This window comes from Amycolatopsis sp. NPDC049159, assembly GCF_040648295.1.
In the GTDB taxonomy this organism is placed as follows: domain Bacteria; phylum Actinomycetota; class Actinomycetes; order Mycobacteriales; family Pseudonocardiaceae; genus Amycolatopsis; species Amycolatopsis pretoriensis_A.
Window position 1 is genome coordinate 309,082 of sequence record NZ_JBEZDL010000008.1, and the last position, 25,559, is coordinate 334,640.

Consider the following 25,559-nt stretch of genomic DNA (forward strand, 5'->3'; position numbering starts at 1 on the left):
GACGTGACCGAAGTCCCGTCTCCGCAGCTGCGGATCAGCGACCAGAACCGCGAGTCCGCGCTGTCCGCGCTCGGTGAGCACATGAGCGCGGGGCGGATCGACATCGACGAGTACGGCGAGCGCTCGGCGCGGATCACCGCGGCCAAGACGCGCGGCGAGCTCGGTGAGGTCTTCGGCGACCTCCCGGCCCCGCACCCCCGGTACGACGACGTCCCGCGAGCCGTGGCGGCACCCGAGCCGGCCGCGCCCGCGCCGCGGCCTCCGGGAACCCCCGACGGCTGGTCACCACCGCAGCGGTTCCTCGCCGCGATCTTCCCGCTGACCCTGATCGCCGCGATCGCGCTGATCGCCACCAGCACGCTCGCGTGGCCGATCATCTTCGTCCCGATCGGCGTCGGCGTCTTCGGCAAGGCGATGTGGGGCCACGGCTGGAACCACGACGAGCACCAGCGCCGCCGCCACGACCGCCACCTGCGCGACCGGGAGCGCCGCCGCGAACTGCGCGACTCCTACCGGCGCGAGCTGGGCCGCTGATCCCGCCGTGGGCGACATGCGCTTGAGCGACGCCGAACGCCAGGACGCCCTCGACGTCCTCGAAGAGCACGTCCGCAGCGGCCGCCTCGACATCGACGAGTACGGCTCCCGCACCGCGAAGGTCACCGCGGCCAAGCGCGTCAGCGAACTGGTCCCGCTGTTCGACGACCTGCCGTCACCGCGGCCGAGCGCGTTGCTGAACGGGGCTTCCGCACCGGTGGCGGCACCCGCCGGGGAAACCGCGCTGTCGCAGTTCCTGACGCGCAGCGCGGTGCCGATCGCCATCGTGCTGGCGATCGCGGTGCTGATCCTTTCGCGCGGCAGGCTGCTGATCATCTCGGTCGCGCTGCCGCTCGTGGTGGCGGCGCTCGCGCGGGTCCGCCGCCCGCGCTGACCTTCCCTTGTCCCGGCAACCGAATCCCCGCCCCGGACGTGGTGGGAGTGCAGGTCGGGGACAAGGGAGAGACGATGAAGAGCAAGTTCTGGGGACGGGTCGTGGCGCCCGTCGTCGCCGCGCTTTCCGTGGCGGTGCTGGCGCAGCCCGCGGACGCCGCGATCCGCATCGCGTGGCGGCCGACGGTCCTGCCGCTGCCGTCCGGTGCGGGCAGCGGCAGGCTGGCCGGATCGGACGGGAAGGGCGAATACACCGGCACGTTCGACGTGAACGGCGTGCAGACGGTCGTCAGCTGGCGGAACGGGCAGCCGGTGGTGCGGGGCGTGCCGAGCGGGTACGAGGCGGCGCTCGCCGAAGACGAAAACCCGTCCGGGGTCGTGGCCGGCACGGTGCACGACTACGACACCTTCGTCAGCCGGGCGTTCACGCTGGACGCGTCCGGGTTCCACATGCGGGACGTCCCGGCGGGCTACGACTACGTCTACGGCGTCGCGATCAACGCCCGCGGCGACCTGCTCGGCCGGGCCACGCAGTTCGGCAGCGGCGGCGGCGAGGCCACGGTGCTGTGGCGCGCCGACGGCAGCGCACCGGTGCTCATCCCGCGAACGCCGGACACGTACTACGCGCGCGACCTCGATGAGGACGGCACGATCCTGTTCGACTCGGGCAACAGCTCGGCGCTGTGGAAGGACGGCGTTCTCCGGCACCTCTCGCCGGAGCCGTCCCTCCAGGCCTGGGGTTACGCGATCCGCAACGGGGTCGTGGTCGGGACGGCGATCCGGGGCGGCGTCGAGCAGGCCGTGCGCTGGTCCTCCGCGACGAGCCCGTGGGCCGCGCTGCCGGGCGGCGGGCGCGCGCTCAGCGTCAACAAGGCGGGTCTGACGGCCGGGCTGGTGCCGAACCCGTCGGGGCCGGTCATCGTCGGCAACGCGATCGCGTGGCGCACGACCACCCCGGGCGAGGTCCGCGCGCCCAGTGGCTATTCGACGTTCGAAGCCGAGGTCGCCGCGGACGACGGCTCCTTGGCGGGCTACGCGGCGAACAGCCCGGAGGCCTCGTACGGCGTGCCGGTGGTCTGGCGCCTGACCCCGTGACCGGTTCGGGAGATTCTTCCGGTTCTTGATCAAGATTGCTCCGTTTGCCGGGCAACGGCCCCCCGACCTGCACCGATGTATCCGGTGCAGGTCGGGGGGAAACGGAGATCCGATGAGAAGCAAGTCCTGGGCGCGCGCGCTCGCGCCCGCCGTCGCCGTGCTCGCGGCGGTGACGCTGGCGCAGCCCGCCGGCGCGCTGGGGATCCGCCTCCCGTGGCGGCCCACCGTGCTGCCGCTGCCGGCCGGCGGCGGCAACGGGTTCCTGACCGGGTCGAACGGGAAGGGCGAGTACACCGGTACGTTCGCGGTGAACGGCGTCCAGCAGGTGGTGAGCTGGCGGAACGGGCAGCCGGTGGTGCGCGGGCTGCCGAGCGGGTACGAGCGCGCGGACGCGGTCGACGAAAACGCGTCCGGTGTCGTGGTGGGCACCGCCCACGACGACGAGACCCAGAACAGCAGCGTGTTCGTCCTGGACCCGACCGGGTTCCACCTCAAGGAGAACCCAGCGGGCTGGGAGCACCCGTACGGGGTGGCGATCAACGCTCGCGGCGACGTCCTCGCCCGGGCCGTCCGCACCGGCCCCTACTTCGCGACGCTGCTGTGGCCGGCGGGCGGCGGCGCCCCGACGGTGATCCCCTCGGGCAACGACACGTACTACGCCCGCGACCTCGACGACGACGGCACGATCCTGTTCGACTCGGGCCCGGGGTCGACGCTGTGGAAGAACGGCGTGATCCGGCAGCTGTCGCCGAGCCCGGCGGTGTCGGCGCAGGGCTTGGCGATCCGCAACGGCGTGGTCGTCGGCCGGCGCTTCTGGGGCGGTGCCGAGCAGGCGGCCCGCTGGTCCACCCCCGACTCGACGGTGGGGCTGGAGGGCGGCGCGTCGGCGATCAGCGTCAACCAGGTCGGCCTGACGGCGGGGCTGCTCCCGAACCCGTCGAACGCGTCGTGGCCCGGCAACGCGACGGCGTGGCGCGGCACGGTGCCGGGCGCGGTCCAGCGCCCGGGCACGTACACGCAGTTCCAAGCGAGTCTCGCCGCGGACGACGGGTCCTTGGCGGGCTTCGCGACGAACGGCTCGGAGAGCGACGGCGGGGTGCCGGTGGTCTGGCACCTGACCCCGTGACCGGGCCCTGACCGCCGGGCCGGGAGCGGCCTGCTCCCGGCCTGGCTAGGCTGGGCGGAGTGGAACCGGTGGAGATCAACGCGGGCACCTACTACCTGCGCCAGCTGCGCGCCGACCGGCACCTGGACGACCGCGCGCTGCTGATGGAGGCGTTCGCCGACCCGACGCACCGCAAGTACGTGCTGAACTACCGCCTGCGCACCCTGGCCGAAGCCACCGAGTACGTGGCGCTGCGCGCGGCCCAGTGGGCGGGCGACGAGCGGTGTTCGTGGGCGATCGCCGAGCCGACGTCCGGGCGCCTGCTCGGCGAGGTGGGCCTGCGCGAGCTGAACCTGGACGCGGCGTACGCGGAGGCGACCATCTGGGTCCACCCGGCGGAGCGGGGCAAGGGGATCGCCACGACGGCGTTGAGCGCGGCCCTGCGGTTCGGGTTCGGCGGGCTGGGCCTGACCGAGGTGAGCTACCGGTACGAGGAGAGCAACGCGGCTTCGGCGGTCGTCGCCGAGCGCTGCGGGTTCACGCTGCTGGGGCCGGAGGACGAGCGCGCGCCGACCGGCGAACGGCTGATCCGCTGGCACCGGACCGCCTGACCGCCTGCCTGGCTTGTACATCGGTTCCGTGCGTGGGACCCTCGAAAGGTCTCCAAAACGCCACACCGAGCAGCGCCGTTCACGGATTTCTCTGCGGGGAAGCCCGGCTCGCTCCCGAGCCGGGTCCAGGAAAGCCCGCTGACCGGCGGATTCGCGCCCGGGTGGCCGGGAGGCCGCCGGCCGCCGTGCGGTCCGTGCGAGCAGCGGACGAACGCCCTGCTCGCACGGGCCCCACGGGGCTCAGCTCACCGGCTCCACGATGCCCGCCCGCGCTTCCGGGGCCGCCGACCGCAGGGCGTCCGCCGCTTCGTCGCTCGGCTGGGACTGCGACTCCCGCTCCGCCTCGACCCGCGCGGTGTAGACCTCGATCTCGCGCTGCACGGCTTCGGGCGACCAGCCGAGGACCTCGCCGACCAGCGACGCCACCTGCTCCGCGCAGTCGACCCCGCGGTGGGCGTACTCGATCGAGATGCGCGTGCGGCGGGCCAGGACGTCTTCCAGGTGCAGCGCCCCTTCGTGCGAAGCCGCGTACACGACCTCGACGCCCAGGTAGTCCGGCGCGTGCTCGATCGGCTTCAGCAGTTCCGGGCGCCCGTTCGCCGCGGCCAGCACCTCGTTGACCAGCGAGCCGTAGCGGTCGAGCAGGTGCCGCACGCGGTAGGGGTGCAGGCCGTGCTCGGCGGCCACGTGGTCGGCCTGGTTGACCAGCGCGTGGTAGCCGTCCGCGCCCAGCAGGGGAACCTTGTCCGTGATCGACGGCTGCGAGCGGCCCGGCAGGTCCACCGCGGCCGCGTCGACCGCGTCCGCCGCCATCACCCGGTACGTCGTGTACTTGCCGCCCGCGATCGCCACCAGGCCCGGCGCCACCCGCGCCACCGCGTGCTCGCGCGAGAGCTTCGACGTCTCTTCGCTCTCCCCCGCCAGCAACGGGCGCAGGCCCGCGTAGACGCCTTCGATGTCGTCGTGCGTCAACGGCGTCGCCAGCACGCTGTTGACGTGCTCGAGGAGGTAGTCGATGTCGTGCTTCGTCGCCGCCGGGTGGGCGAGGTCGAGGTTCCAGTCGGTGTCCGTCGTGCCGACGATCCAGTGGTTGCGCCACGGGATCACGAACAGCACCGACTTCTCGGTGCGCAGGATCATCCCCGACTCCGACACGATCCGGTCGCGCGGGACGACGATGTGCACGCCCTTGCTGGCGCGCACGCGGAACCGCCCGCGACCGCCGGAAAGGCGCTGCAGCTCGTCGGTCCAGACGCCGGTGCAGTTGATCACCGCGGCCGCCGAGATCTCGGTCTCGCGGCCGTCTTCGACGTCGCGCACGCGCACGCCGGACACCCGGTCCGCCTCGCGCAGGAACCCGACGACCTGCGTCGACGTCCGCACGACCGCGCCGTAGTGCGCTGCCGTCCTGGCCACCGTCATGGTGTGACGGGCGTCGTCCGATTGGGCGTCGTAGTAGCGGATTCCCCCGATCAGGGCGGATCGCTTGAGCGCGGGCACCATCCGCAGCGCACCCGCGCGGGTCAGGTGCTTCTGGCCGGGGACGCTGCGGGCGCCGCCCATCGTGTCGTACATCAGCAGGCCGGCCGCGGTGTACGGGCGCTCCCACACGCGGTGGGTCAGCGGGTAGAGGAAGCTGACCGGTTTCACCAGGTGGGGCGCGATCGTCGTCAGCATCAGCTCACGCTCTCGCAGCGCTTCCCGGACCAGGCCGAACTCGAGCTGTTCCAGGTAGCGCAGGCCACCGTGAAAGAGCTTGCTCGAGCGGCTCGACGTCCCGGAAGCGAGGTCCCGCGCTTCGACCAGCGCGACCCGGAGCCCGCGCGTGGCGGCGTCCAGCGCCGTGCCCGCGCCGACGACACCGCCGCCGATCACGACGAGGTCGAACGTCTCCTTGCCGAGGCGCTGCCACGTCTCTTCCCGCTTGACCGGGCCCAGTCGAGCCGGGTTGGTCTCCGCTGCGTGCTGCGCCACGTGACATTCCTCCTCGTGCCGGCGAGGCTTCCAGCATCGCACGACCCGGTGATCATCCGCCTGTCCACGGACGACACGTGTGGCGTAACCCGCCACGATCTTGAAAAGATTGCGCTGGCCGGTGCTTGGAATCCGCTTCCACGCCCCGGTAACGTCCCCTCGACGTGGGTCGGCAACGGTGCCGTGGCACGCCGTGATCGACCCTGCGCAGAGTGTCCAGTGTGGAGGTGCAGCGGTGAGTGCTGGGGCAATAATCGTCTGGGAACTACTGGGAACGGCCGCGCTGATCCTGCTCGGCAACGGTGTGGTCGCGAACCACGTCCTCCGTAAGAACAACGGTCACAACGCAGGGTTCCTCTTCATCAACTTCGGCTGGGCGTTCGCCGTCTTCACCGGCGCCAGCATCGCCGCGCCCAGCGGGGCGCACCTCAACCCGGCGGTGACGCTGGGCCTGGCCATCTCGGGCAAGACCCCGTGGGCCGACGTCCCGCTCTACTTCCTCGGCCAGATGGTCGGCGCGATCGTCGGCGCCGTGCTCTGCTGGGCCGCCTACAAGCTGCAGTTCGACGACCACCCCGAGCCCGAGAACACGCTCGGCATCTTCTCCACCGCACCGCAGATCCCGAACACGGCGTGGAACCTCGTCACCGAGATCATCGGCACCTTCGTGCTGGTCGCGTGGATCCTGCTCAGCCCGGTCTTCGCCGCAGGCGACGGCGGCACGCCGAACTTCGGCAACTCCGCGCTCGGCTACGCGGGCGTCTCGTTCGTCGTCCTCGTGATCGGCACCTCGCTCGGCGGGCCGACGGGCTACGCCATCAACCCGGCCCGCGACCTCGGCCCGCGCATCGCGTACGCGTTCCTGCTCCCGATCAAGAACAAGGCCAACGCCAACTGGGGCTACTCCTGGATCCCGGTCGTCGGCCCGCTGGTCGGTGGTGCGCTGGCCGCGCTGCTCTACCTCGGCGTGCACAACCTGACCTGATCGCCCATTCAAACGAATTCCTGGAGCACACATGACTTCGTACGTAGCCGCGATCGACCAGGGCACGACGTCGACCCGGTGCATGATCTTCAACCACGAAGGCCGCGTCGTGTCGGTGGACCAGCGCGAGCACGAGCAGATCTTCCCGAAGGCCGGCTGGGTCGAGCACAACGCCGAGGAAATCTGGGAGAACACCCGCCGGGTCGCCGCGGGCGCGCTGGCCAAGGCCGACCTGACCGCGAAGGACATCGTCGCCGTCGGCATCACCAACCAGCGCGAGACCGCGCTGGTCTGGGACAAGACGACCGGCAAGCCGGTGTACAACGCGATCGTCTGGCAGGACACCCGCACCGACCGGATCGTCACCGAGCTCGGCAACCTCGGCGGCGGCCAGGAGCGCTACCGCGCCAAGGTCGGCCTCCCGCTCGCGACGTACTTCTCGGGGCCGAAGATCAAGTGGATCCTCGACAACGTCGACGGCGCGCGCGAGAAGGCCGAAGCCGGTGACCTGATCTTCGGCAACATGGACACCTGGGTGCTGTGGAACATGACCGGCGGCGCGGACGGCGGCGTGCACGTCACCGACCCGACGAACGCGTCGCGCACCATGCTGATGGACCTCGACACCCTGCAGTGGGACCCCGAGATCGCCGGCGAGATGGGCATCCCCCTTTCGATGCTGCCGGAGATCCGTTCCTCGTCCGAGGAGTACGGCAAGGTCCGCGAGAAGGGCGCGCTCGCGGGCGTCCCGATCGCGGGCATCCTGGGCGACCAGCAGGCCGCGACGTTCGGCCAGGCCTGCCTTTCGCCCGGTGAAGCCAAGAACACCTACGGCACCGGCAACTTCATGCTGCTCAACACCGGCACCGAAAAGGTGATGTCGCAGAACGGGCTGCTCACCACGGTCTGCTACAAGATCGGCTCGAACGACACGATCTACGCGCTGGAAGGCTCCATCGCGGTGACCGGGTCGCTGGTGCAGTGGCTGCGCGACAACCTCGGCATGCTCTCGACGGCGGCCGAGATCGAAGAGCACGCCCGCAGCGTCGAGGACAACGGCGGCGCGTACTTCGTCCCGGCGTTCTCGGGCCTGTTCGCCCCGTACTGGCGTTCGGACGCCCGCGGCGCGATCGTCGGCCTCACCCGCTTCGTCAACAAGGGCCACCTGGCCCGCGCGGTCCTGGAGGCGACGGCCTTCCAGTCCCGCGAGGTCATCGACGCGATGAACGCCGACTCGGGCGTGCCCCTGAAGTCGCTCAAGGTGGACGGCGGCATGGTCGTCAACGAGCTGCTCATGCAGTTCCAGGCCGACATCCTCGGCGTCCCGGTGATCCGCCCGGTGGTCAACGAGACGACCGCACTGGGCGCCGCGTACGCCGCCGGGCTGGCGGTCGGGTTCTGGAAGTCCGAAGACGACATCCGCACCAACTGGGCCCAGGACAAGCAGTGGGACCCGGCGATGGACGACGCCCGCCGCGACCGCGAGTACCGCAACTGGAAGAAGGCGGTGACGAAGACCTTCGACTGGGTGTCCGACGAGGACTGACTCCGCTGGGCCGGGGGCGCCGCCGGGCGCCTCCGGCCTGCTGGTGCCACGGCCCGGCGAGGGCGGCTCGGCTGTCGCCCGCCGGGCGCGCCGAGCAGAGCTGCCCGCAGCCGAGTGGCACAGCCGAGTTGCACAGCCGCGCGCTCCCAGCTCCGGAGTCCCGCGGCGAAGCAGGCCGCCCGCATCCGCGCCCAACCGCAGGCGCCCGCAGCCAGCTACCCAGCCCACAGCCCAGCCGCCTCGGCGCAGCCGAGCCGGCCGCCGCAACCACCTCAGGCGCAACCGCGCGCCAAGCTGCCTCGCCGACCGACCGCAGCCAAGCCGACCGCCGCAACACCTCAGGCACAGCCGCGCGCCGAACCGGCTTGCCGACCGGCCGCAGCCGCAACACGACCGACGCAACACCTCAGCCACAGCCGCACGCCAAGGTGCCTCGCCGACCGGCCGCAGCCGCAGCCGCAGCACGACCGCCGGCCGGTGCTGCCAGGCCGCCGCCTCAGTGCGAGTCGCTCACTCCTCCCAGCCCTCCGGCTTGCCCGACTGCTCGTTCGGTGCGATCACCAGGAACGGCACCCCCTGGTCGTCGGTCACCTGGACCTGCCGGCCGTACGGGGAGTCGAACGGCTTGCCCTGGACCTGGCCGCCCAGCTCCGCGACCTTCGCCGCGCTCGCGTCGGCGTCCGCCACCGAAAAGTACGTCGACCAGTTCGACGGGACCGAAGCCGGGACCGACGCGGGCAACGCACCCAGCCCACCGACCGGGCGGCCGTCGAGGAGCAGGACCGCGTACGTGAAGTCGTCGTTCGACAGGTCCTGGAAACCGAACCCGAAGACCTGCTCGTAGAACGCCTTCGCCGCCGGATAGTCGCGGCTCATGCACTCGTTCCAGGCCAGCGTGCCCGGGGCCGCCGTGACCTGGGTGCCGATGTGGTTGCCCGCCTCCCAGAGGCCGAAGACCGCGCCCGCCGGGTCGGCCGCCACCGCCATGCGGCCCTCCTTCATGACCTCCATGACCGGCATCAGGACCTGGCCGCCGGCCTCGGTGATCGCCGTGACCGTCTTGTCCACATCGGACACCGACAGGTACGTCGTCCACACCGCCGGCATCTCCTGGCCCGGCGGCGTCTGCCCGATGCCCGCGACCGGACGCCCGCGCAGCTCAGCCATGCCGTAGAAGCCGGTCTCCTCACCGCCCGTCCGCACGTCCCAACCGAACAGCGCGCTGTAGAACGCCACCGCTTTCGCCTGGTCCGGCACCATCAGGTCCACCCAACTGGGCGTGCCGTCCGGCCACCGCTCGTCCCGGAACACCATGTCGACTCCCGACCCTCGTGAACGCCGCCTGGGTGACGGCCGACACAGTCTGGCACCCACCACCGACAAAACCAGGGCCGAAGGACTCAGTGCCCGACGAGCTTGGCGTAGACGACGATGTTGTCGACGTAGTTGCGCGCGTTCCGGTCGAAGACGCCGCCGCAGGTGATCAGGCGCAGCTCCGGGCCGGGGGTGTCGTCGTAGACGCCCTCGCCCTCGAAGTCCTTCTTCGGCACCTGGTGCACCTTCGTCACCTCGAACGTCGCCGTGGTGCCGTCCTTGCGGGCGATCGCCACGCGGTCGCCCGCCGCCAGCTCCTTGAGCCGGAAGAAGATGCCCTTCTGGTGGTTGCCGTCGACGTGCCCCAGCACGACGGCCGGGCCGGCCTCCCCCGGCGTCGGCGCGTAGGTGTACCAGCCGGCCTGCAGCGGCGTGGTCACCGGCGGTACCTCGATCGTGTTGTCGGCGTTGAGCCCGAGCGGAACCAGCGACGAATGAGCGCCGAGCTTCGGGATGTCGATCGAGACCGGGTCGGACCTGGGCAACGACGAGACGGCGTCCGCGGCCGCGGGTTCGGGCTGGACGGCGACCGGCCGCGGGGGCGGCGGCTGGGCCGACGGCGGTTCGGACCCGCCGCCGAACACCAGCGCCACGACCACCAGCGCGGCCAGCAACGCGAGGACGAGGGCGATCAAGTAGCCCCGTCTGCCCGTGCTCCTCGTCGTCATCTTCTCCCCCGTGGTTCCCTCGCCTGCCGTTCACACGTCCGGGTGGTCTCTTCGGTTGAGTCCCGACGGTACGCCGGGCGGTCAGCGCCGCCGCGCGCGCCGGGCGAGCACGAGACCGCTGCCGCCGAGCGCCAGCGCGCCCATGGCGGCCGCCGCCGCGAGCGGGGTGCCGGAGCCACCTGGGCCGTCGGTGCCGCCGGTCTGCGGAGCGCCCGTGGGCACCTTGACGACCTGCTTCTTCACCGGCAGGACCGCCAGCGTCGCGGACGACGTCTCCGGGCCGCAGTGCAGCGTGACGGCGTACTTGCCGGGCTTGACGTCCTTGACGGTGCCGGTGGCCCACCCGCCCTTGCCGAAGACGAGCGCCGCCGACCGCACGGTGACCTTCTCGGCGGGCTCACGCGTCTGGCAGGCGAAGTCCAGCTTCACCCGCGCGCCCGGCTGCGCCTGGGCCGGGGACACGGTCAGCAGCCGGGTGATCCGGGAGAACGGGCCGTCCGGGTCCACCGGCACCGTGGCCGTCGGCGCGGCCGACGGGGACGGCGTGGCGGTCGGCGTCGTCGCCAGCGCGGCGCCCGGCGCGACGACGAGGAATGCGGCGGCGAAACCCGCGACAACGGCAGTCTTCTGCATTCTTTTCTCCCCTGTGGAATGGTGGCGGCTCCCGCTCGCTCACACCCCCCATGACGTCCCCACCTGCGATCGGTTGCGCACCGAGGTCACAAAAGCGACATGAAAAAACCGCCCGGGAGCGGGACTCCCGGGCGGTTTCGGAAAAGAAGAATCAGCCGGCCATGCTGCCGTCGCCCGCTTTCGCGGCACCGGACGGCACCTTCGCCACCTGGGCGGCCGGCACCGTGAAGTTCGTGGTGTAGGTCTGGCCGCCGCACGTGACGGTCAGCGGGTACGTGCCCGCGCCCGTGCCGGGCTTGAGCGTGGCGTCCGCGCTGATGTTGGCGTCCGCGCCCATGAACGGGCCCGGGGTGTAGTTGGCGAAGTCCAGCGCCGGCGAAGAGAACTTCGGCGAAGCACCTTCGCACTTGGCCAGCGCGACGTTCGGCGCGTCGCGGACGTACTTGTCCACGAGCGACTGGTTGATCGCGGTGTTGACGTTGAGCTGGACGCTGCCGGCGGGCGCGGGCGCCGCCGCGGGACCGCTGCTCTGCGCTGTCGCGGGCGCCGCCGCCGTCGCCCCGATCACCACTGCCGCAACGAAAACCACCGTCTTGCGCACCATCGCACCCTTCGCGTCCTTCAGCCTCACAACCGACAAGACGCGACAGGGCGCGACGGGTTGCCTACGGATTTCAGTCGAGGTCGTCGTGGCGCATGAGCTGGCGCCCGGCCTCGGTGATCGAGCCCGACAGCGACGGGTACACCGAAAACGTCAGTGCCAGGTGGTCCACGGTGAGCTGGTTCTGGACGGCGAGCGCGATGGGGAGGATGAGCTCGCTCGCCTGCGGTGCCACGACGACACCACCGACGACCACGCCGGTGGCGGGGCGGCAGAACAGCTTCACGAAGCCCCGGCGGAGGCCCTCCATCTTCGCGCGCGCGTTGGTGGCCAGGGGCAGCATGATGGTGCGCGCGGGCACCTCGCCGGAGTCGATCGCCTGCTGGCTGATGCCGACGGTGGCGATCTCCGGGTGGGTGAACACGTTGGCGGCGACGGTCTTGAGCTTGATCGGCGCGACGCCTTCGCCCAGCGCGTGCCACATCGCGATGCGGCCCTGCATGCTCGCCACCGAGGCCAGCATGAGCACGCCGGTGCAGTCGCCGGCGGCGTAGATCCCGGGCACGGAGGTGCGCGAAACGCGGTCGACGGTGATGAACCCGCCGGGGCCGGGTGCGATGCCGACCTTGTCGAGGCCGAGGTCGGCGGTGTTCGGGATGGACCCGACCGTCATCAGCGCGTGGCTGGCTTCGATCACGCGGCCGTCGGCGAGGTGGATCTCGACGCCCTTGTCCGTGCGCTCGACGCGGTCGGCGCGCGCCTGCTTCGCCACGGTCGTGCCGCGCTGGGAGAAGACCTCTTCGAGCACGGCGGCGGCGTCGGCGTCCTCGTGCGGGAGGACGCGGTCGCGGCTGGACACGACGGTGACCTTGACGCCCATCTCGGTGTAGGCGGACGCGAACTCGGCGCCGGTGACGCCCGAGCCGATCACGGCGAGGTGCTCCGGCAGCTCCTGGAGCTCGTAGAGCTGGCGCCAGTCGAGGATGCGCTCGCCGTCCGGCACCGCGCCCGGGAGCACGCGCGGGGTGGCGCCGGTCGCGATCAGGACGACGTCGGCGGGCAGCTTCTCGGTGCCCTCGGCCGTGGTCACCGAGACCTTGTGGGTGGCGAGGCCGGGCTCTTCGTCGCAGAAGCGAGCTTCGCCGATGAGGACGCGGACGCCTTCGCGCTGGACGCGGGCGCGGATGTCGGCGGACTGGGCGAGGGCGAGGCCCTTCACGCGGCCGTGCACGGTCGGGAGGTCGATGCTGGTGTCGGCGAGGTCGGTGTTGATGCCGAGCTCGCTGAGGTCGTGCATCTTCGCCAGCGCGCCCGAGCTCGCGATGAACGTCTTCGAAGGGACGCAGTCGTAGAGGACGCACGCGCCACCCAGGCCGTCCCGCTCGACGATCGTGACGTCGGCCCCGTGCTGGGCTGCGACCAGCGCGGCTTCGTAGCCGGCCGGGCCCCCGCCCATGATCACGATCCTGGTCACCTGGGTCCTCCTCGATGTGCTCGCGTGCGGTGCTCTCACCGTACGCGGCGGAGGTGTCCGGACACTGAAGTGGGCGAACACGGCGAGTGCGTCCACTCGGGTCGGCGATGGGTCGCTACGCTGTCGGCGTGCCGTTGTATGCCGCGTACGGATCGAACATGGAGCCCGCCCAGATGCTGGAGCGCGCGCCGCACTCTCCGATGGCCGGCACCGGCTGGCTGGAGGGGTGGCGCCTGACCTTCGGCGGCGAGGACTTCGGCTGGGAAGGTGCCCTGGCCACCATCGTCGAAGACCCGGGAGCCCGGGTCTTCGTCGTCCTCTACGACGTGACGCCGCTGGACGAGGACGGGCTCGACCGCTGGGAAGGCGGCGAGCTCGGCATCCACTCGAAGATCCGGCTCCGGGTCCAGACCATGGACGGGTCGGTCCTGGCGTGGCTGTACGTCCTGGACGCCTACGAAGGCGGGCTGCCCTCGGCCCGGTACCTCGGCGTGCTCGCCGACGCCGCGGAGGCGGCCGGAGCACCCGTGGACTACGTCGACGACCTGCGCACCCGCCCTTGTTCGGGCATCACCGGCTGACTCCACACCCTGTGGACAACTCGGTGGCCTGAGCGCTACCACGAGCCCGCGCGGACCTTCGCGGGCACCCCGTCACGCGGGCCGGCGAGCGTGTGCTCGACGGCTTCGGCCTCGCTCCGGCCAAACGTGAATGTCCTTGCGGTACAAGGAAAACACCAGGCCGCAACGGCCCGCGCGGCGGGCCGCCGACCAGTCTGCCCGCCGGTCCGCGGGCGCGCAAAACGGCCCTTCCCCCGATCGAGGGAAGGGCCGGTTCACGGCCTGTGGACAACTGGGTGAAACTGTGGACAACTCCGCTCAGGCGAGAGCCGTCAAAGCGGTGTGGACCAGGGTGCGGACCCCGCAGAGGAGGGCCCGCTCGTCGAGGACGAACGTCGGGCGGTGGATGTCCGACTGCGGTTCCGGCGGGCCGGGCCAGACACCCAGGCGGGCGAACGCGCCCTGGACGTGCTCCAGGTACCAGCCGAAGTCTTCCCCGCCGGAGGACTGCTCGGTGCCGGCCACCGCGCCCTCGCCGAGGGCCGCTTCGACGCCCGCGCGCATCAGCGCGGTCGAGTCCGGGTCCGAGACCACCGGCGGGACCCCGCGGCGGTAGTCCAGCGAGAAGCCGACGCCGGTCGGCGCCAGCAGGGACTCCACAGAGGACGCCACCAGCGGCTCCAGCGAAGTCCAGACCTCGTGGTCGGCGGTGCGCAGCGTGCCGCGCAGGACGCCGTCCTGCGGCACCGCGTTGGCCGCCTGTCCCGCGTGGACCGCGCCCCACACCAGGACGGTGCCCGACCGCGGGTCGACGCGGCGCGAGAGCACCGCGGGCAGCGACGTGATCACCGTGCCGAGCGCGTGGACCAGGTCGGCCGTCAGGTGCGGCCGGGACGTGTGGCCGCCCGGCGAGGTCAAGCGCAGCTCGATCAGGTCGGCCGCGGACGTCAGCGCGCCCACGCGCATGCCCACCGAACCCACTTCGAGCCGCGGGTCGACGTGCAGGCCGTAGATCCGCTCGACGCCGTCCAGCGCGCCGGCCGCGATCATGTCCAGCGCGCCGCCGGGCATGACCTCCTCGGCGTGCTGGAAGATCAGCCGCACGCGGCCGGGCAGCTCCGGCGCGCCGGCCAGGGCGCGGGCCGCGCCGAGCAGGATCGCCGTGTGGGCGTCGTGGCCGCACATGTGGGCCGCGCCCTCGGTCGTCGACGCGTAGGGCAGCCCGGTCGCCTCGGTGAGCGGCAGCGCGTCCATGTCGGCCCGCAGCGCCACGCACTTCTCGCCGCTGCCGATGTCGCAGACGACGCCGGTGCCGCCGGGCAGCACCCACGGCTTGAGCCCGACCGTGCGCAGCAGCGTGACGACCAGTTCGGTGGTCGCGAACTCGTGCCGTGACAGCTCGGGGTGCGCGTGGATGTGCCGTCGCCACGCGAGCAGGTCGGTCGCGTTGGCGCGCAGCCAGTCGTCGAGCCAGAACGGGCCACGCCCCGCACCAAGGTCCTCCACGGGAGCCATGCTTACGCCGGCTTCGGAAATGAGCGCCTCGGGCCCCTCCATAGGGGTCATCATGCGCCCATGGGGGTCGCCTGGAACGTCCGGTCGTGAGTCCAACACCGTCACGCCGCACCTCCTCCCGCAACACGGGTAACCCGCGCAGCGGCTGGGGTCACGCTTCGTGCCGATCGATCTGTTGTACGCATTTGCAGACGATCGTGCACCATGCAGGCGGCAAGCCGCGCCTCGAAAACGGCCGTCCTAGATGGCCGGTAGCGGATCTGCGTTGAACGGCGTGCAGTAGTTCGGTTACGCCGAACGCTTCAGGACTTCTTCGCCTTCTTCGAACGGATCCGCCGTCCCCAGACGACGATGCCGAGCAGAACGACCGCGATCAGGCCGGCGACCAGCTTGTTCTTCGTCTTCTCGGTGTTGGCCTTGTCGGTCTGGGCCGGGTCGAGCACCGGGCCCGGTGGCTGGGTCTGCGCCGGGACCGGCGCCGCCGCGTGCGCCGAAGACACCACGGTCACCGAAACGGCCGCCGTACGCACCGGCTCGGCCAGCGCGGGCGACGCGGTGAACAGCACCGCACCGAGCACCCCGACCAGGACCAGACCCCGCAGCTTCGCCATGTCATCCCTTCGCCACGACCAGGCATTCTGCCCGCGGAACGCCCGCGCGTCAGCCACCACGGGGTGGACCGAACGCGTCGAGGATCCGCTGCGCACCGAGGGTAGCCGTCAGTTCACCGTCGCGCACCGCCCGTTCGACGTCGGGAACGACCGTTCGCACGTCCGGATGCGCCGCCAGGCGACTGAGCAACTGTTCGCGCACCATCGCCCACGTCCAGTCGACCTGCTGCTGCCGGCGGCGCGCTTCCAGCTCGCCGGACGCCGAAAGCGTGTCACGGTGCTTCTCGATCGCGCCCCAGACCTCGTCCAGGCGCAGGTTGTGCAGGCCGCTGCAGGTGAGCACCGGCGGGGTCCACGCCGCGTCGGGACCGTAGATCATCCGCAGCGCGCCCGAAAGCTCACGGGCCGCCCGTTTCGCGTCCCGTTCGTGGTCGCCGTCGGCCTTGTTGACGGCGATGACGTCGGCGAGCTCCAGCACGCCCTTCTTGATGCCTTGGAGCTGGTCACCGGTGCGCGCGAGGGTCAGGAACAGGAAGCAGTCGACCATGTTCGCCACGGTCACCTCGGACTGCCCGACGCCGACCGTCTCGACCAGCACGATGTCGTAGCCGGCGGCCTCCATCAGCACGATCGTCTCGCGGGTCGCCCGCGCGACGCCGCCGAGCGTGCCCGACGTCGGCGACGGCCGGATGAACGCCCGTTCGTCGACCGCCAGGCGCGCCATCCGGGTCTTGTCGCCGAGGATCGACCCGCCGGTCCGCGTGGACGACGGGTCGACGGCGAGCACGGCCACCTTGTGCCCGGCCGCCGTCAGGTCGGTGCCCAGCTGGTCGATGAACGTCGACTTGCCGACCCCGGGGACGCCGGTGATGCCGACGCGCTGGGCCCCGCCGGCCGCGGGCAGCACCTCGATCAGCAGTTCCTGCGCCTGCGCCCGGTGGTCTTCGCGCTGCGATTCGACGAGCGTGATGGCCTTCGACAGCGTCCCGCGGTCCCCCGCGAGAACCCCTTTGGCGTACGCGGTGACGTCGATCTGCCGCGGCAAGGGTCAGGACTCCTGCGCCGTCAGCTGGCCGAGCAGGTCGATGGCCGCGTCCGCGAGCACCGTGCCGGGCCCGAAGATGGCCGCCGCGCCGGCTTCGCGCAGCGCCGGGTAGTCCTGCGGCGGGATGACGCCGCCGACGACCACCATGATGTCCTCGCGGCCCAGCTCGGCGAGCTCGTGGCGCAGCGCCGGCACCAGCGAGAGGTGCCCGGCGGCCAGCGACGAGACGCCGACGACGTGCACGTCCGCCTCGATCGCCTGGCGGGCGACCTCGGCCGGGGTGGAGAACAGCGGGCCGACGTCGACGTCGAAGCCGATGTCGGCGAAGCCGGTGGCGATCACCTTCTGGCCGCGGTCGTGGCCGTCCTGGCCCATCTTCGCGACCAGGATGCGGGGGCGGCGGCCCTCGTCCTCGGCGAACTTCTCGACCAGCTCACGAGCCTGCTCGACGTTCTGCGACTTACCCACCTCTTCGCGGTAGACGCCCGAAATCGTCCGGATCTGCCCGGAGTGGCGGCCCCACAGCTTCTCGAGCGCGTCGGAGATCTCGCCGACGGTCGCCTTCGCGCGGGCCGCTCCGATCGCCAGCTCCAGCAGGTTGCCGCCGTTGCCGGCCCCCTCGGTGAGCCGCCGCAACGCGTCCTCGGTCGCCTGCGGGTCACGCTCTTCGCGCAGCCGCCGCAGCTTCTCCAGCTGCTGGGTGCGGACGCCGGCGTTGTCGACCTTGAGGACTTCGATGTCCTCATCTCCGGTGACCTGGTACTTGTTCACGCCGATGACCGGCTGGCGGCCGGAGTCGATGCGCGCCTGGGTGCGCGCGGCGGCTTCCTCGATGCGCAGCTTGGGGATGCCCGCGTCGATCGCCTTGGCCATGCCGCCGGCCTGCTCGACCTCGCTGATGTGGCCCCACGCCTTGCGCGCGAGGTCGTAGGTCAGCTTCTCGACGAAGGCGCTGCCGCCCCACGGGTCGATCACGCGGGTGGTGCCGGATTCCTGCTGCAGCAGCAGCTGCGTGTTGCGGGCGATCCGCGCGGAGAAGTCCGTCGGCAGCGCGAGCGCCTCGTCGAGGGCGTTCGTGTGCAGCGACTGCGTGTGCCCCTGGGTCGCGGCCATCGCCTCGACGCAGGTGCGCACGACGTTGTTGTAGACGTCCTGCGCGGTCAGCGACCAGCCCGACGTCTGGGAGTGCGTCCGCAGCGAAAGCGACTTCGGCGACTTCGGGTCGAAGCCCTTCACCAGCTTCGCCCACAGGAGGCGCGCCGCACGCAGCTTCGCGACCTCCATGAAGAAGTTCATGCCGATCGCCCAGAAGAACGACAGCCGCGGCGCGAACTTGTCCACGCCGAGCCCGGCGTCGACGCCGGAGCGGAGGTACTCGACGCCGTCGGCGAGGGTGTAGGCCAGCTCCAGGTCGGCCGTCGCCCCCGCTTCCTGCATGTGGTAGCCGGAGATGGAGATCGAGTTGTACTTCGGCATGTGCTGCGAAGTGAAGGAGAAGATGTCGGAGATGATCCGCATCGAGGGCTGCGGTGGGTAGATGTAGGTGTTGCGGACCATGAACTCCTTGAGGATGTCGTTCTGGATGGTCCCCGCGAGCTGCTCCGGCTTCACCCCCTGCTCCTCGGCCGCGACGACGTACAACGCCAGCACCGGCAGCACCGCGCCGTTCATGGTCATCGACACCGACATCTTGTCGAGCGGGATGCCGTCGAAGAGCTGGCGCATGTCGTAGATGGAGTCGATGGCGACGCCCGCCATGCCGACGTCGCCGGAGACGCGCGGGTGGTCGGAGTCGTAGCCGCGGTGGGTGGCCAGGTCGAAGGCGACCGACAGGCCCTTCTGACCGGCGGCGAGGTTGCGCCGGTAGAAGGCGTTGGACTCCTCGGCGGTGGAGAAGCCGGCGTACTGGCGGATGGTCCAGGGCTGGTTGACGTACATCGTCGGGTACGGCCCGCGCAGGAAGGGCGCGATGCCGGGGTAGGTGCCCAGGAAGTCCACATCGGACAGGTCGGCGGCGGTGTAGACCGGCTTGACGCCGATGCCCTCCGGCGTCTCCCAGTCGAGCGCGTCCGGGCCCTTGCCGGTGGCTTCCTGCACGGCCTCGGCCCAGGCCTCGCGGTCGGCGGGCGACGGCGTGCCGAGGTCGAGACCGGCGAAGTTCGGGATGCTCATCGGGTGACTCCCAGCTTGGCGTGCAGGCCGTTGAGGACGTCGAGGGCGTCGCAGCCGGCGAAGACGTTGCCGTCCACGCCGTCGAAGGAGCCCTTGCCCGCCAGCAGTACGTGGTCGGCACCGAGCGACCCGGCGACCTCGGCCGCCTGTGCCGCGTAGGCGTCGTCGGTGCCGCAGAGGCAGGCGATCTTCGCACCGGACGCGCGGAACGCGCCGGGCAGGTCGTCGGTCGCGCCCGGGTTGACGGCTTCGATCCCGCCGGCCTGGAACAGGTTGGCGGCGAACCCGGCGCGCGCGGTGTGCGCGGCGACCGGGCCGAGGGTGGCGAGGAAGATCTTGGGCCGCTCACCGTGCGAAGCGAGGTACGCGTCCGATGCGTCGCGGAGGGCTTCGAAGCCTTCGGCGTACCGGTGCCGCGGCAGCCCGCCCTCCACTGTGGACCCGGCCGGCTCCCGGGTGACCGGCTTCTCGGCCAGGTTCGGGAACTCGCTGACGCCGGTGAGCGGGTCGCGGCGGGTGGCGATCCGCCGGGACCGCTTCTCCCACGTCTCGGCCAGCCGCGCGGCCAGTGCGCCCGAGGAAAGCTCCTCGACCAGGCCGCCCGCGCCTTCGATGGCGGTGAACTCGGCCCAGGCCGCGTGCGCGAGGTCGTCGGTGAGCTTCTCGACGTACCAGGAGCCGCCCGCGGGGTCGACCACGCCGGCCAGCTTGGACTCCTCCAGCAGCACGGCGTGGGTGTTGCGGGCGATCCGCGCGGAGAACGCGTCCGGCTTGCCGATGGCGGCGTCGAACGGCAGCACGGTGACCGCGTCCGCGCCGCCGACACCGGCGCCGAAGCACGCGACGGTCGTGCGCAGCATGTTCACCCACGGGTCGCGCCGGGTGAGCATCGACGGCGACGTCACGGCGTGCTGGCGCATCGGCGAGGTGAAGCCGCAGACCTCGGCGACGCGGGCCCACAGGCGGCGGGCCGCGCGCAGCTTGGCGACGGTGGAGAACTGGTCGGCGGTCGCGGCGATCCGGAATTCCAGCTGGCCGGCGGCGGCTTCGGCGTCGAGACCCGCGTCGGTCAGCGCCCGCAGGTAGGAGACGCCGGCGGCGACCAGCGCGCCCAGTTCCTGCGCGTCCGAGCCGCCCGCTTCGTGGAACGGCAGGCCGTCGGCGACGATCGTGCGCACCTTCGGGTACTTCGCGGCGACACGCGCGGCGAGCGCGGCGGCCGGTCCGAGGTCGGCGGGCGCACCGGACCGGGCCGCTAGCCCGATCGGGTCCGCGCCCAGCACGGCGGTGGCCTCGCTCGCCGGGATCTCGCGTTCGTCGAACAGCGCCAGCAGTTCCGCGGCGGCGGCTTCGAACTCGGCGCCCGCGTCCAGGACCACCGGCGCGAGGTCGAGGTAGACCTCGTTGAGCGCGTCGGCCAGCGCGGCCGGCGGCACGGTCAGCCAGAGCGACGTCACGCCGCCTTCGAGGTCGGCCAGGATCGCCTTGTTGACCGCGCGGCCGTCTTCGCCGGTGAACCGGGCGCGGACGTCCCAGCCGGTGCTGACCTGGCCTTCCGGCCGCGCGCCGCGCACGTAGGGCGGCAGGCCGGGGAAGCCGGTTTCGCCGGGGACGTCGTCCGCGGTGTACAGCGGCTGGATCTCGATCCCGTCGTAGGTCCGCGTGACGAGCTTGCTCTCCGGGGCGCCCGCGAAGTCCTCCGGCAGCTTGCCGCTCTTGCGCAGGACACCCGCCACGAGCTCCTGCCACTGCCCGCGCGTCGCCTGGGGGAACTCGGCCGCCAGGTCGAGTTCGGAGATCGGCACTGACTCCGGACCGGCCACTTCAGTCATACCCAGTGATGGTAGAGGCACTCGCCGCGCTCGCCCTGTGAGTCTGGTCGCGCTAGGGGTGGCGGCCCGGGGAGGTTAGGGGCCGGTGGCGCGGGTACGACACAATTGGCCCGTGCCCCCCTCCAGCGAAGAGACACGAGTGGTCGCCGGTCGCTACCGGCTGCGTTCGGTGCTCGGCTCCGGGTCGATGGGCACCGTCTGGTCGGCCTACGACGAGTTCCTGCACCGCCAGGTGGCCGTCAAGGAGATGAAGGTGCCGCCGGGCATCCCGGCGTCGCAGGCGGACGAGCTGCGGGAGCGCACGCTGCGCGAGGCCCGCGCCATCGCCGTGCTGTCCCACCCGAACGTGATCATCCTGCACGACGTCGCCCGCGAGGACGACCAGCCGTTCGTGGTGATGGAGCTGCTGCCCTCGCGCAGCCTGGCGCACATCCTGCGCGACCACGGGCCGCTGACCGTCGAGCAGGCCGCCGCCGTCGGCATCGCCGTGGCGTCCGCGCTGGAGGCCGCGCACGCCGCCGGGATCACCCACCGCGACGTCAAGCCGGGCAACGTCCTCGTCGCCAGCGACGGCCGGATCAAGCTGACCGACTTCGGCATCGCCCGCAACGTCTCCGAGGCGACCATGACCCGCACCGGGATCATGCTCGGCTCCCCCGCCTACATCGCGCCGGAGGTCGCTTCCGGCGGCGCCGTCATCCCGGCCGCCGACCTGTGGGGCCTCGGCGCGACGCTGTTCGCCGCGGTCGAGGGCGCGCCGCCGTACGACGCCGACGGCGACCCGCTGGAGACCGTCGGCAAGGTCGTCAACGGCAAGGTGCCCAAGCCGAAGGCCGGGCCGCTCGCCGAGGTCATCTCCGCGCTGATGAAGAAGGAGCCCGGCGACCGGATCACCCTGCGCGAGGTCCGCCACCGGCTCTACCCGCTGCAGTCGAAGACGCCGCTGGACCTGTTCGGGGCCGAGCTGTTCCGCACCCCGGACGGCAAGAAGACGTCCGCGCAGCCGGACGCGACCGACACCCAGGTGATCAAGACCGTCCTGCCCGAGAAGGGCGGGGACAAGGCGGAGAAGAAGGCCGAGGGCTCGAGCAGCGAGCTCGCCACCGACCCCGGCCCGCTGCCGTTCCTGCGCCCGCCTGCGCCGGCGCCGGCACCCGAGCCGCCGCCGACGGTCTTCGTCGCCCCGATCCGGCCCGCCCGTCGCGGCGCCCGGGCCACCGCGGTGCTCATCGCGCTGGCGATCCTGCTCTTCCTGGTCGCGGCCGGCGGCGGGTTCGCGCTGGCCAGGACGGTCGGCGGCCAGTCGCTGCTGCCGCCGGCGGCCGAGCCGCGGAACACGTCGAACGGCCTCACCGACGTCCCGCCGCCGTCCCTGGTCCGCCAGTCCGGCGACGCGAGCTACGCGACCGGCGAAGGCGGCCAGTTCGGCCTCGACGTGCCGCAGGGCTGGCAGAAGTTCGTCGCGCCCCACAACACCACGAAGTTCGGGGCGAGCACGGCCGTCCAGTACGTCTCCCCGGACGGCCGCCGCTCGATCCGGGTCGAGCGGCTGGCGAACTACTTCGGCAAGTTCCCGGACGACGCCGAGTACGTCGACTGGCTGAAGCAGACGTACTCCGGCGAGGGGTTCGAGCTGTTCGGCCCGTCCCCGGACGCGGGCGGCAAGGGCACCACGTTCACCTACCGCACGCTGGAGAGCGGCCTGCTCCCGGGCAACGGCGACGACGGCCGCGTCACGCGGGTGACGTTCATGAACCTGGTCCGGGCGGGCGACAGCCTGTGGGCGTTGTCGGTGACGGCACCGGTCGAGCAGGAGGACGCGACCCGGCGGGACGTCTTCGACCGCGTGGCGCCCACGCTGAGCGTCTCGGACTAGAACACCCGTCAGCTCGGCGTCCGGCCCAGCACCTCGCGGGAGACGTGCTCCTGCGCGAGGTGGCGCAGGCCGGTGAAGATGCGGTCGCCCAGGACCGTCGCGATCAGGCCGGCCTCGATGATCTTGTCGAACGACGTCAGCCCGGTCACCACCTCGACGTCCAGCTCCGCGACCCGGAGCGCCAGCGCGAAGTACTCGTCGAGGCGATCGGCGAGCTTCTCGTGCCCGAGCTCCTTCGCCGTGGCCAGCGCGGCGATCAGGTTGGCCGTCGCACGGTCCTCGGCGCCGTGCCACTTCCAGCCGTACCGCCGGGCGAGCTCCTGCAACAGCTCCGCCGCCCACTCCGCGGCCTCCTCGGACACCTTCGGCGGTTCGCCGGCCAGCTCCAGCTGGACGACGCCCATCGTTTCGTGCGGGGTCCGGTCGTCCTCGATCGCGTTCAGCACGGCGCCGACGGAGGCCAGCGGGAGGCCGCCGACGTCGGTGAGCGCCTTGATCAGCCGCAGGCGCTGGACGTGGTCCGGGGAGTACCGCGCCTGGTTCGGGCTGGTGCGCTCCCCGGGCGGGAGCAGGCCTTCGCGCAGGTAGTACTTGACGGTCGCGACCGGCACCCCCGACTCGGCGCTCAGTTCGGCCATCCGCATGCGCATCCGCTCCGATCCCAGGGTCCCCCTCGGGGGCAACCCTGAAGACTTCTCAGCATGGAGAGCTTAACTTCCCATAACGGAGAGCTTGACTATCCATTCTGGGAGGGAACCATGACCATCCTTGCCGACGTCCGGAGCAGAACGCGCGGGTGGCACCGGCCGTCCGCGGTCTTCGCCGCCACCCTCGGGGCCATCGCGGTGCTGTGCGTGGCCGCGCTGGTCGTCGACCAGCGGACCCTCGCCGGAGCGCCGATCTGGGCCAAGCCGTTCAAGTTCGCCGTCTCCGGCGCGCTCTACTTCGCCACGTGGAGCTGGCTCGTCTCGCTGCTGCCGCGGTTCCGGCGCACGGCGGGGTGGCTGACGAACTTCCTGGTGGCGATCTTCGCCGCCGAATACGTCCTGCTGACGTTCCAGGCCGCCCGCGGCCGCGCGAGCCACTTCAACATCGCGACCCCGCAGGACGAACTGCTGTACAACGTCATGGGCAAGATGATCATCGGGCTGCAGGCCGCCACGCTGGCGCTGACCGTGCTCGTGGTGTTCACCAAGCTCGAGGACCGGGCGAGCTTCTGGGCCGTGCGCGCCGGCGCCGTGCTGTCGCTGGCCGGGCTTTCGCTGGGCGTCCTGATGACGAGCCCGACCGCGCGGCAGCTCGCGCAGTGGCAGACCGGCGGGCACCCGGACATGGTCGGCGCGCACACCGTCGGGCTCGACGACGGCGGGCCGGGCGTGCCCATCCTCGGCTGGAGCACGGTGGGCGGCGACCTGCGGATCCCGCACTTCGTCGGGATGCACGCGCTGCAGGCGCTGCCGCTGCTGGCCATCGGGCTCCTGGCCCTGGCTTCGCGCTTCCCGCGGCTGCGCGACGACGTCGTCCGCGCACGGCTCGTCCTGATCGGGGCCGCCGGGTACGCGGGGCTGACCGCGCTGGTGACGTGGCAGGCGCTGCGGGCGCAGTCGATCGTGCACCCGGACGCGGCGACGCTGGGTGCGGCCGCGCTGCTGGCCGGGGCGGTCGGACTGGGTTCGTGGGCCGCGGTGCGCGTCCGATGATCCTCTTCGACCTGGCGTTCCCGCTGGCCGCGCCGTTCTGGGCCCTGCTGATCTTCGCGCCGGACTGGCGGTGGACGGCCCGGATCATGGCGTCGCCGTGGGTGCCGCTGCTGCCGCTGGCCTGTTACTTCGCGCTCGTGCTGCCGCACTTCGGCGAGTGGGGGCGGGCGATGCTCTCCCCCGACCTCGGCGTGCTGCAGGCGCTGCTGGCCACGCCGTGGGGTGCCGGGCTGGTCTGGGCGCACCTCATCGCGTTCGACCTGTTCATCGCGCGGTGGATGTACTTCGAGGGGCGCACGGTGGGGCTTTCGCCGTGGCTCGTCAGCCCGGTCCTGGCGGTGACGATCTTCCTGTCGCCGTTCGGGCTGGTCGTGTTCCTGCTGGCGAGGAGCGTCCGGTTACGCTCGCGGCATGACTGAACAAGAGGCCGCGAGCGCCATCGCCCAGCGCACCGGCGTCGACGCGCACGACATCGCGGTGGTCCTGGGATCGGGCTGGCGCCCGGCGGCGGACGTCATCGGGGAGCACGAGACGGAGATCCCGTTCGCCGAACTGCCCGGCTTCACCACGCCCGGCGCGGTGGGGCACGGCGGCACGATCCGCTCGCTGAAGATCGGCGACAAGAACGTCCTGGTCATGCTGGGGCGGACGCACTTCTACGAAGGCAAGGGCATCGACCCGGTGGTGCACAACGTGCGCACCGCCGCGGCGGCCGGCGTCCGGACGGTGCTGCTGACGAACGCGGCGGGCGGCCTGCGCGAAGGGTTCCAGGTCGGGCAGCCGGTGCTGATCGCCGACCACCTGAACCTGACGGCGCGCTCGCCGATCGTCGGCGCGAACTTCGTCGACCTGACGGACCTGTATTCGGCGCGGCTGCGGAAGATCGCGCGTGAGATCGACCCGTCGCTCGAAGAAGGCGTCTACGCGGGCCTGACCGGGCCGCACTTCGAGACGCCGGCGGAGATCCGGATGCTGCGCACGCTGGGCGCGGACCTGGTCGGCATGTCGACGGTCCTGGAAGCCATCGCCGCCCGCGCGGCCGGCGTCGAGGTCTTCGGGCTGTCGCTGGTGACGAACCTGGCCGCGGGCATGACCGGCGAACCGCTGAACCACCAGGAAGTCCTGGAAGCGGGCCGCGCGGCGGCCACGAAGATGGGCTCCCTGCTCCGAGACCTCATCACCCACGCCTGACCCGAGGACGCCACTTTCGGTACGAAAGTGATCCGGAGGCTGGTCTTCCGCATCACTTTCACGT

24 protein-coding genes are annotated in these 25,559 nt (G+C 71.7%); 12 read left to right on the forward strand and 12 right to left on the reverse strand.

Annotated features, from left to right (window positions below; genetic code table 11):
* The first annotated feature begins 3 nt into the window (after window positions 1-3).
* The 5 genes from AB0B33_RS17905 (at window position 4) to AB0B33_RS17925 (ending at window position 3,738) form a co-directional block, all read left to right on the forward strand.
* Window positions 4-534 carry a DUF1707 domain-containing protein gene (locus AB0B33_RS17905; RefSeq protein ID WP_360772686.1) on the forward strand — a complete coding sequence of 177 codons (531 nt, stop codon included), beginning with the start codon at window positions 4-6 and terminating at the stop codon, window positions 532-534.
* Between the two features lie 7 nt (window positions 535-541).
* Window positions 542-928 (forward strand): DUF1707 domain-containing protein, encoded by a 387-nt coding sequence (locus AB0B33_RS17910; RefSeq protein WP_360772688.1) that lies wholly within the window; start codon window positions 542-544, stop codon window positions 926-928.
* 74 nt (window positions 929-1,002) lie between these two features.
* Window positions 1,003-2,022, forward strand: a complete 1,020-nt coding sequence (locus tag AB0B33_RS17915; protein ID WP_360772690.1) for a hypothetical protein — start codon at window positions 1,003-1,005, stop codon at window positions 2,020-2,022.
* Between the two features lie 112 nt (window positions 2,023-2,134).
* Window positions 2,135-3,148, forward strand: coding sequence for a hypothetical protein (locus tag AB0B33_RS17920; protein WP_360772693.1), 1,014 nt, complete (start codon window positions 2,135-2,137; stop codon window positions 3,146-3,148).
* A 59-nt stretch (window positions 3,149-3,207) separates the two neighbouring features.
* Window positions 3,208-3,738 (forward strand): GNAT family N-acetyltransferase, encoded by a 531-nt coding sequence (locus tag AB0B33_RS17925; protein ID WP_360772696.1) that lies wholly within the window; start codon window positions 3,208-3,210, stop codon window positions 3,736-3,738.
* 240 nt (window positions 3,739-3,978) lie between these two features.
* Here the strand turns inward: AB0B33_RS17925 and AB0B33_RS17930 are convergent, their stop codons facing one another.
* Window positions 3,979-5,712: a glycerol-3-phosphate dehydrogenase/oxidase gene (locus tag AB0B33_RS17930; RefSeq protein WP_247014701.1), complete on the reverse strand. Its 1,734-nt coding sequence runs from the start codon at window positions 5,710-5,712 to the stop codon at window positions 3,979-3,981.
* Window positions 5,713-5,947: 235 nt separating this feature from the next.
* Here AB0B33_RS17930 and AB0B33_RS17935 point away from each other — a divergent pair, with 235 nt between their 5' ends.
* On the forward strand, window positions 5,948-6,697 hold the full coding sequence (locus tag AB0B33_RS17935) for an MIP/aquaporin family protein (protein WP_247014703.1): 750 nt from the start codon (window positions 5,948-5,950) through the stop codon (window positions 6,695-6,697).
* Between the two features lie 31 nt (window positions 6,698-6,728).
* A complete protein-coding gene (gene glpK / locus AB0B33_RS17940) occupies window positions 6,729-8,243 on the forward strand; it encodes a glycerol kinase GlpK (protein ID WP_247014705.1) in 1,515 nt (504 codons plus the stop codon).
* 510 nt (window positions 8,244-8,753) lie between these two features.
* Here the strand turns inward: glpK and AB0B33_RS17945 are convergent.
* The 5 genes from AB0B33_RS17945 to AB0B33_RS17965 form a co-directional block, all read right to left on the reverse strand.
* Window positions 8,754-9,557, reverse strand: a complete 804-nt coding sequence (locus tag AB0B33_RS17945; protein WP_360772701.1) for a VOC family protein — start codon at window positions 9,555-9,557, stop codon at window positions 8,754-8,756.
* Window positions 9,558-9,643: 86 nt separating this feature from the next.
* Complete coding sequence (locus AB0B33_RS17950; RefSeq protein WP_360772704.1) at window positions 9,644-10,285, reverse strand: class F sortase; 642 nt, start codon at window positions 10,283-10,285, stop codon at window positions 9,644-9,646.
* Between the two features lie 81 nt (window positions 10,286-10,366).
* Complete coding sequence (locus AB0B33_RS17955) at window positions 10,367-10,918, reverse strand: hypothetical protein (protein WP_360772707.1); 552 nt, start codon at window positions 10,916-10,918, stop codon at window positions 10,367-10,369.
* A 151-nt stretch (window positions 10,919-11,069) separates the two neighbouring features.
* A complete protein-coding gene (locus AB0B33_RS17960) occupies window positions 11,070-11,522 on the reverse strand; it encodes a hypothetical protein (protein WP_360772710.1) in 453 nt (150 codons plus the stop codon).
* Between the two features lie 70 nt (window positions 11,523-11,592).
* Window positions 11,593-12,993 (reverse strand): NAD(P)H-quinone dehydrogenase, encoded by a 1,401-nt coding sequence (locus AB0B33_RS17965; RefSeq protein WP_247014713.1) that lies wholly within the window; start codon window positions 12,991-12,993, stop codon window positions 11,593-11,595.
* Window positions 12,994-13,121: 128 nt separating this feature from the next.
* Between AB0B33_RS17965 and AB0B33_RS17970 the strand changes: the two genes are divergently transcribed.
* Window positions 13,122-13,574, forward strand: coding sequence for a gamma-glutamylcyclotransferase (locus AB0B33_RS17970; RefSeq protein WP_247014715.1), 453 nt, complete (start codon window positions 13,122-13,124; stop codon window positions 13,572-13,574).
* Between the two features lie 297 nt (window positions 13,575-13,871).
* Here the strand turns inward: AB0B33_RS17970 and AB0B33_RS17975 are convergent, their stop codons facing one another.
* From AB0B33_RS17975 to AB0B33_RS17995, 5 genes are all read right to left on the reverse strand, one after another.
* Window positions 13,872-15,173, reverse strand: a complete 1,302-nt coding sequence (locus tag AB0B33_RS17975) for an amidohydrolase (protein ID WP_360772713.1) — start codon at window positions 15,171-15,173, stop codon at window positions 13,872-13,874.
* A 197-nt stretch (window positions 15,174-15,370) separates the two neighbouring features.
* Window positions 15,371-15,679 carry a hypothetical protein gene (locus AB0B33_RS17980; RefSeq protein ID WP_247014718.1) on the reverse strand — a complete coding sequence of 103 codons (309 nt, stop codon included), beginning with the start codon at window positions 15,677-15,679 and terminating at the stop codon, window positions 15,371-15,373.
* A gap of 49 nt (window positions 15,680-15,728) precedes the next feature.
* The gene (gene meaB / locus AB0B33_RS17985) at window positions 15,729-16,724 is read right to left on the reverse strand and encodes a methylmalonyl Co-A mutase-associated GTPase MeaB (RefSeq protein WP_360772716.1); all 996 of its coding nucleotides are present in this window, start codon (window positions 16,722-16,724) and stop codon (window positions 15,729-15,731) included.
* A 3-nt stretch (window positions 16,725-16,727) separates the two neighbouring features.
* Window positions 16,728-18,896 carry a methylmalonyl-CoA mutase gene (scpA, locus tag AB0B33_RS17990; RefSeq protein ID WP_360772719.1) on the reverse strand — a complete coding sequence of 723 codons (2,169 nt, stop codon included), beginning with the start codon at window positions 18,894-18,896 and terminating at the stop codon, window positions 16,728-16,730.
* Window positions 18,893-20,728: a methylmalonyl-CoA mutase family protein gene (locus AB0B33_RS17995; protein WP_360772722.1), complete on the reverse strand. Its 1,836-nt coding sequence runs from the start codon at window positions 20,726-20,728 to the stop codon at window positions 18,893-18,895. Before AB0B33_RS17995 ends, scpA begins: the two co-directional genes overlap by 4 nt.
* Before the next feature lie 139 nt (window positions 20,729-20,867).
* On the opposite strand from AB0B33_RS17995, the gene AB0B33_RS18000 reads away from it, so the two are divergent.
* Window positions 20,868-22,604: a serine/threonine-protein kinase gene (locus AB0B33_RS18000; RefSeq protein WP_360772800.1), complete on the forward strand. Its 1,737-nt coding sequence runs from the start codon at window positions 20,868-20,870 to the stop codon at window positions 22,602-22,604.
* Between the two features lie 8 nt (window positions 22,605-22,612).
* Here AB0B33_RS18000 and AB0B33_RS18005 read toward each other — a convergent pair whose 3' ends face one another.
* On the reverse strand, window positions 22,613-23,254 hold the full coding sequence (locus AB0B33_RS18005) for a MerR family transcriptional regulator (protein WP_360772725.1): 642 nt from the start codon (window positions 23,252-23,254) through the stop codon (window positions 22,613-22,615).
* A gap of 108 nt (window positions 23,255-23,362) precedes the next feature.
* On the opposite strand from AB0B33_RS18005, the gene AB0B33_RS18010 reads away from it, so the two are divergent.
* Genes AB0B33_RS18010 through AB0B33_RS18020 form a run of 3 tightly spaced genes read left to right on the forward strand, consistent with a single transcriptional unit; the run spans window position 23,363 to window position 25,495 of the window.
* The gene (locus tag AB0B33_RS18010; protein WP_360772728.1) at window positions 23,363-24,304 is read left to right on the forward strand and encodes a hypothetical protein; all 942 of its coding nucleotides are present in this window, start codon (window positions 23,363-23,365) and stop codon (window positions 24,302-24,304) included.
* Window positions 24,301-24,723 carry an ABA4-like family protein gene (locus tag AB0B33_RS18015; protein WP_360772731.1) on the forward strand — a complete coding sequence of 141 codons (423 nt, stop codon included), beginning with the start codon at window positions 24,301-24,303 and terminating at the stop codon, window positions 24,721-24,723. The genes AB0B33_RS18010 and AB0B33_RS18015 overlap by 4 nt, the downstream gene beginning before the upstream one ends.
* Window positions 24,716-25,495, forward strand: coding sequence for a purine-nucleoside phosphorylase (locus AB0B33_RS18020; RefSeq protein WP_247014725.1), 780 nt, complete (start codon window positions 24,716-24,718; stop codon window positions 25,493-25,495). The genes AB0B33_RS18015 and AB0B33_RS18020 overlap by 8 nt, the downstream gene beginning before the upstream one ends.
* The last annotated feature ends 64 nt before the right edge of the window (window positions 25,496-25,559 follow it).

Bases quoted from the DNA above. Each gene is read 5' to 3' on its own strand.
- AB0B33_RS18010 (WP_360772728.1), top strand. From the start codon at position 23,363: ATGACCATCCTTGCCGACGTCCGGAGCAGAACGCGCGGGTGGCACCGG.
- AB0B33_RS17960 (WP_360772710.1), bottom strand. From the start codon at position 11,522: ATGGTGCGCAAGACGGTGGTTTTCGTTGCGGCAGTGGTGATCGGGGCG.
- AB0B33_RS17995 (WP_360772722.1), bottom strand. From the start codon at position 20,728: ATGACTGAAGTGGCCGGTCCGGAGTCAGTGCCGATCTCCGAACTCGAC.
- AB0B33_RS17955 (WP_360772707.1), bottom strand. From the start codon at position 10,918: ATGCAGAAGACTGCCGTTGTCGCGGGTTTCGCCGCCGCATTCCTCGTC.
- glpK (WP_247014705.1), top strand. From the start codon at position 6,729: ATGACTTCGTACGTAGCCGCGATCGACCAGGGCACGACGTCGACCCGG.
- AB0B33_RS17915 (WP_360772690.1), top strand. From the start codon at position 1,003: ATGAAGAGCAAGTTCTGGGGACGGGTCGTGGCGCCCGTCGTCGCCGCG.
- AB0B33_RS18015 (WP_360772731.1), top strand. From the start codon at position 24,301: ATGATCCTCTTCGACCTGGCGTTCCCGCTGGCCGCGCCGTTCTGGGCC.
- AB0B33_RS18005 (WP_360772725.1), bottom strand. From the start codon at position 23,254: ATGCGCATGCGGATGGCCGAACTGAGCGCCGAGTCGGGGGTGCCGGTC.
- scpA (WP_360772719.1), bottom strand. From the start codon at position 18,896: ATGAGCATCCCGAACTTCGCCGGTCTCGACCTCGGCACGCCGTCGCCC.
- AB0B33_RS17920 (WP_360772693.1), top strand. From the start codon at position 2,135: ATGAGAAGCAAGTCCTGGGCGCGCGCGCTCGCGCCCGCCGTCGCCGTG.
- AB0B33_RS17950 (WP_360772704.1), bottom strand. From the start codon at position 10,285: ATGACGACGAGGAGCACGGGCAGACGGGGCTACTTGATCGCCCTCGTC.
- AB0B33_RS17945 (WP_360772701.1), bottom strand. From the start codon at position 9,557: ATGGTGTTCCGGGACGAGCGGTGGCCGGACGGCACGCCCAGTTGGGTG.
- AB0B33_RS17980 (WP_247014718.1), bottom strand. From the start codon at position 15,679: ATGGCGAAGCTGCGGGGTCTGGTCCTGGTCGGGGTGCTCGGTGCGGTG.
- AB0B33_RS18020 (WP_247014725.1), top strand. From the start codon at position 24,716: ATGACTGAACAAGAGGCCGCGAGCGCCATCGCCCAGCGCACCGGCGTC.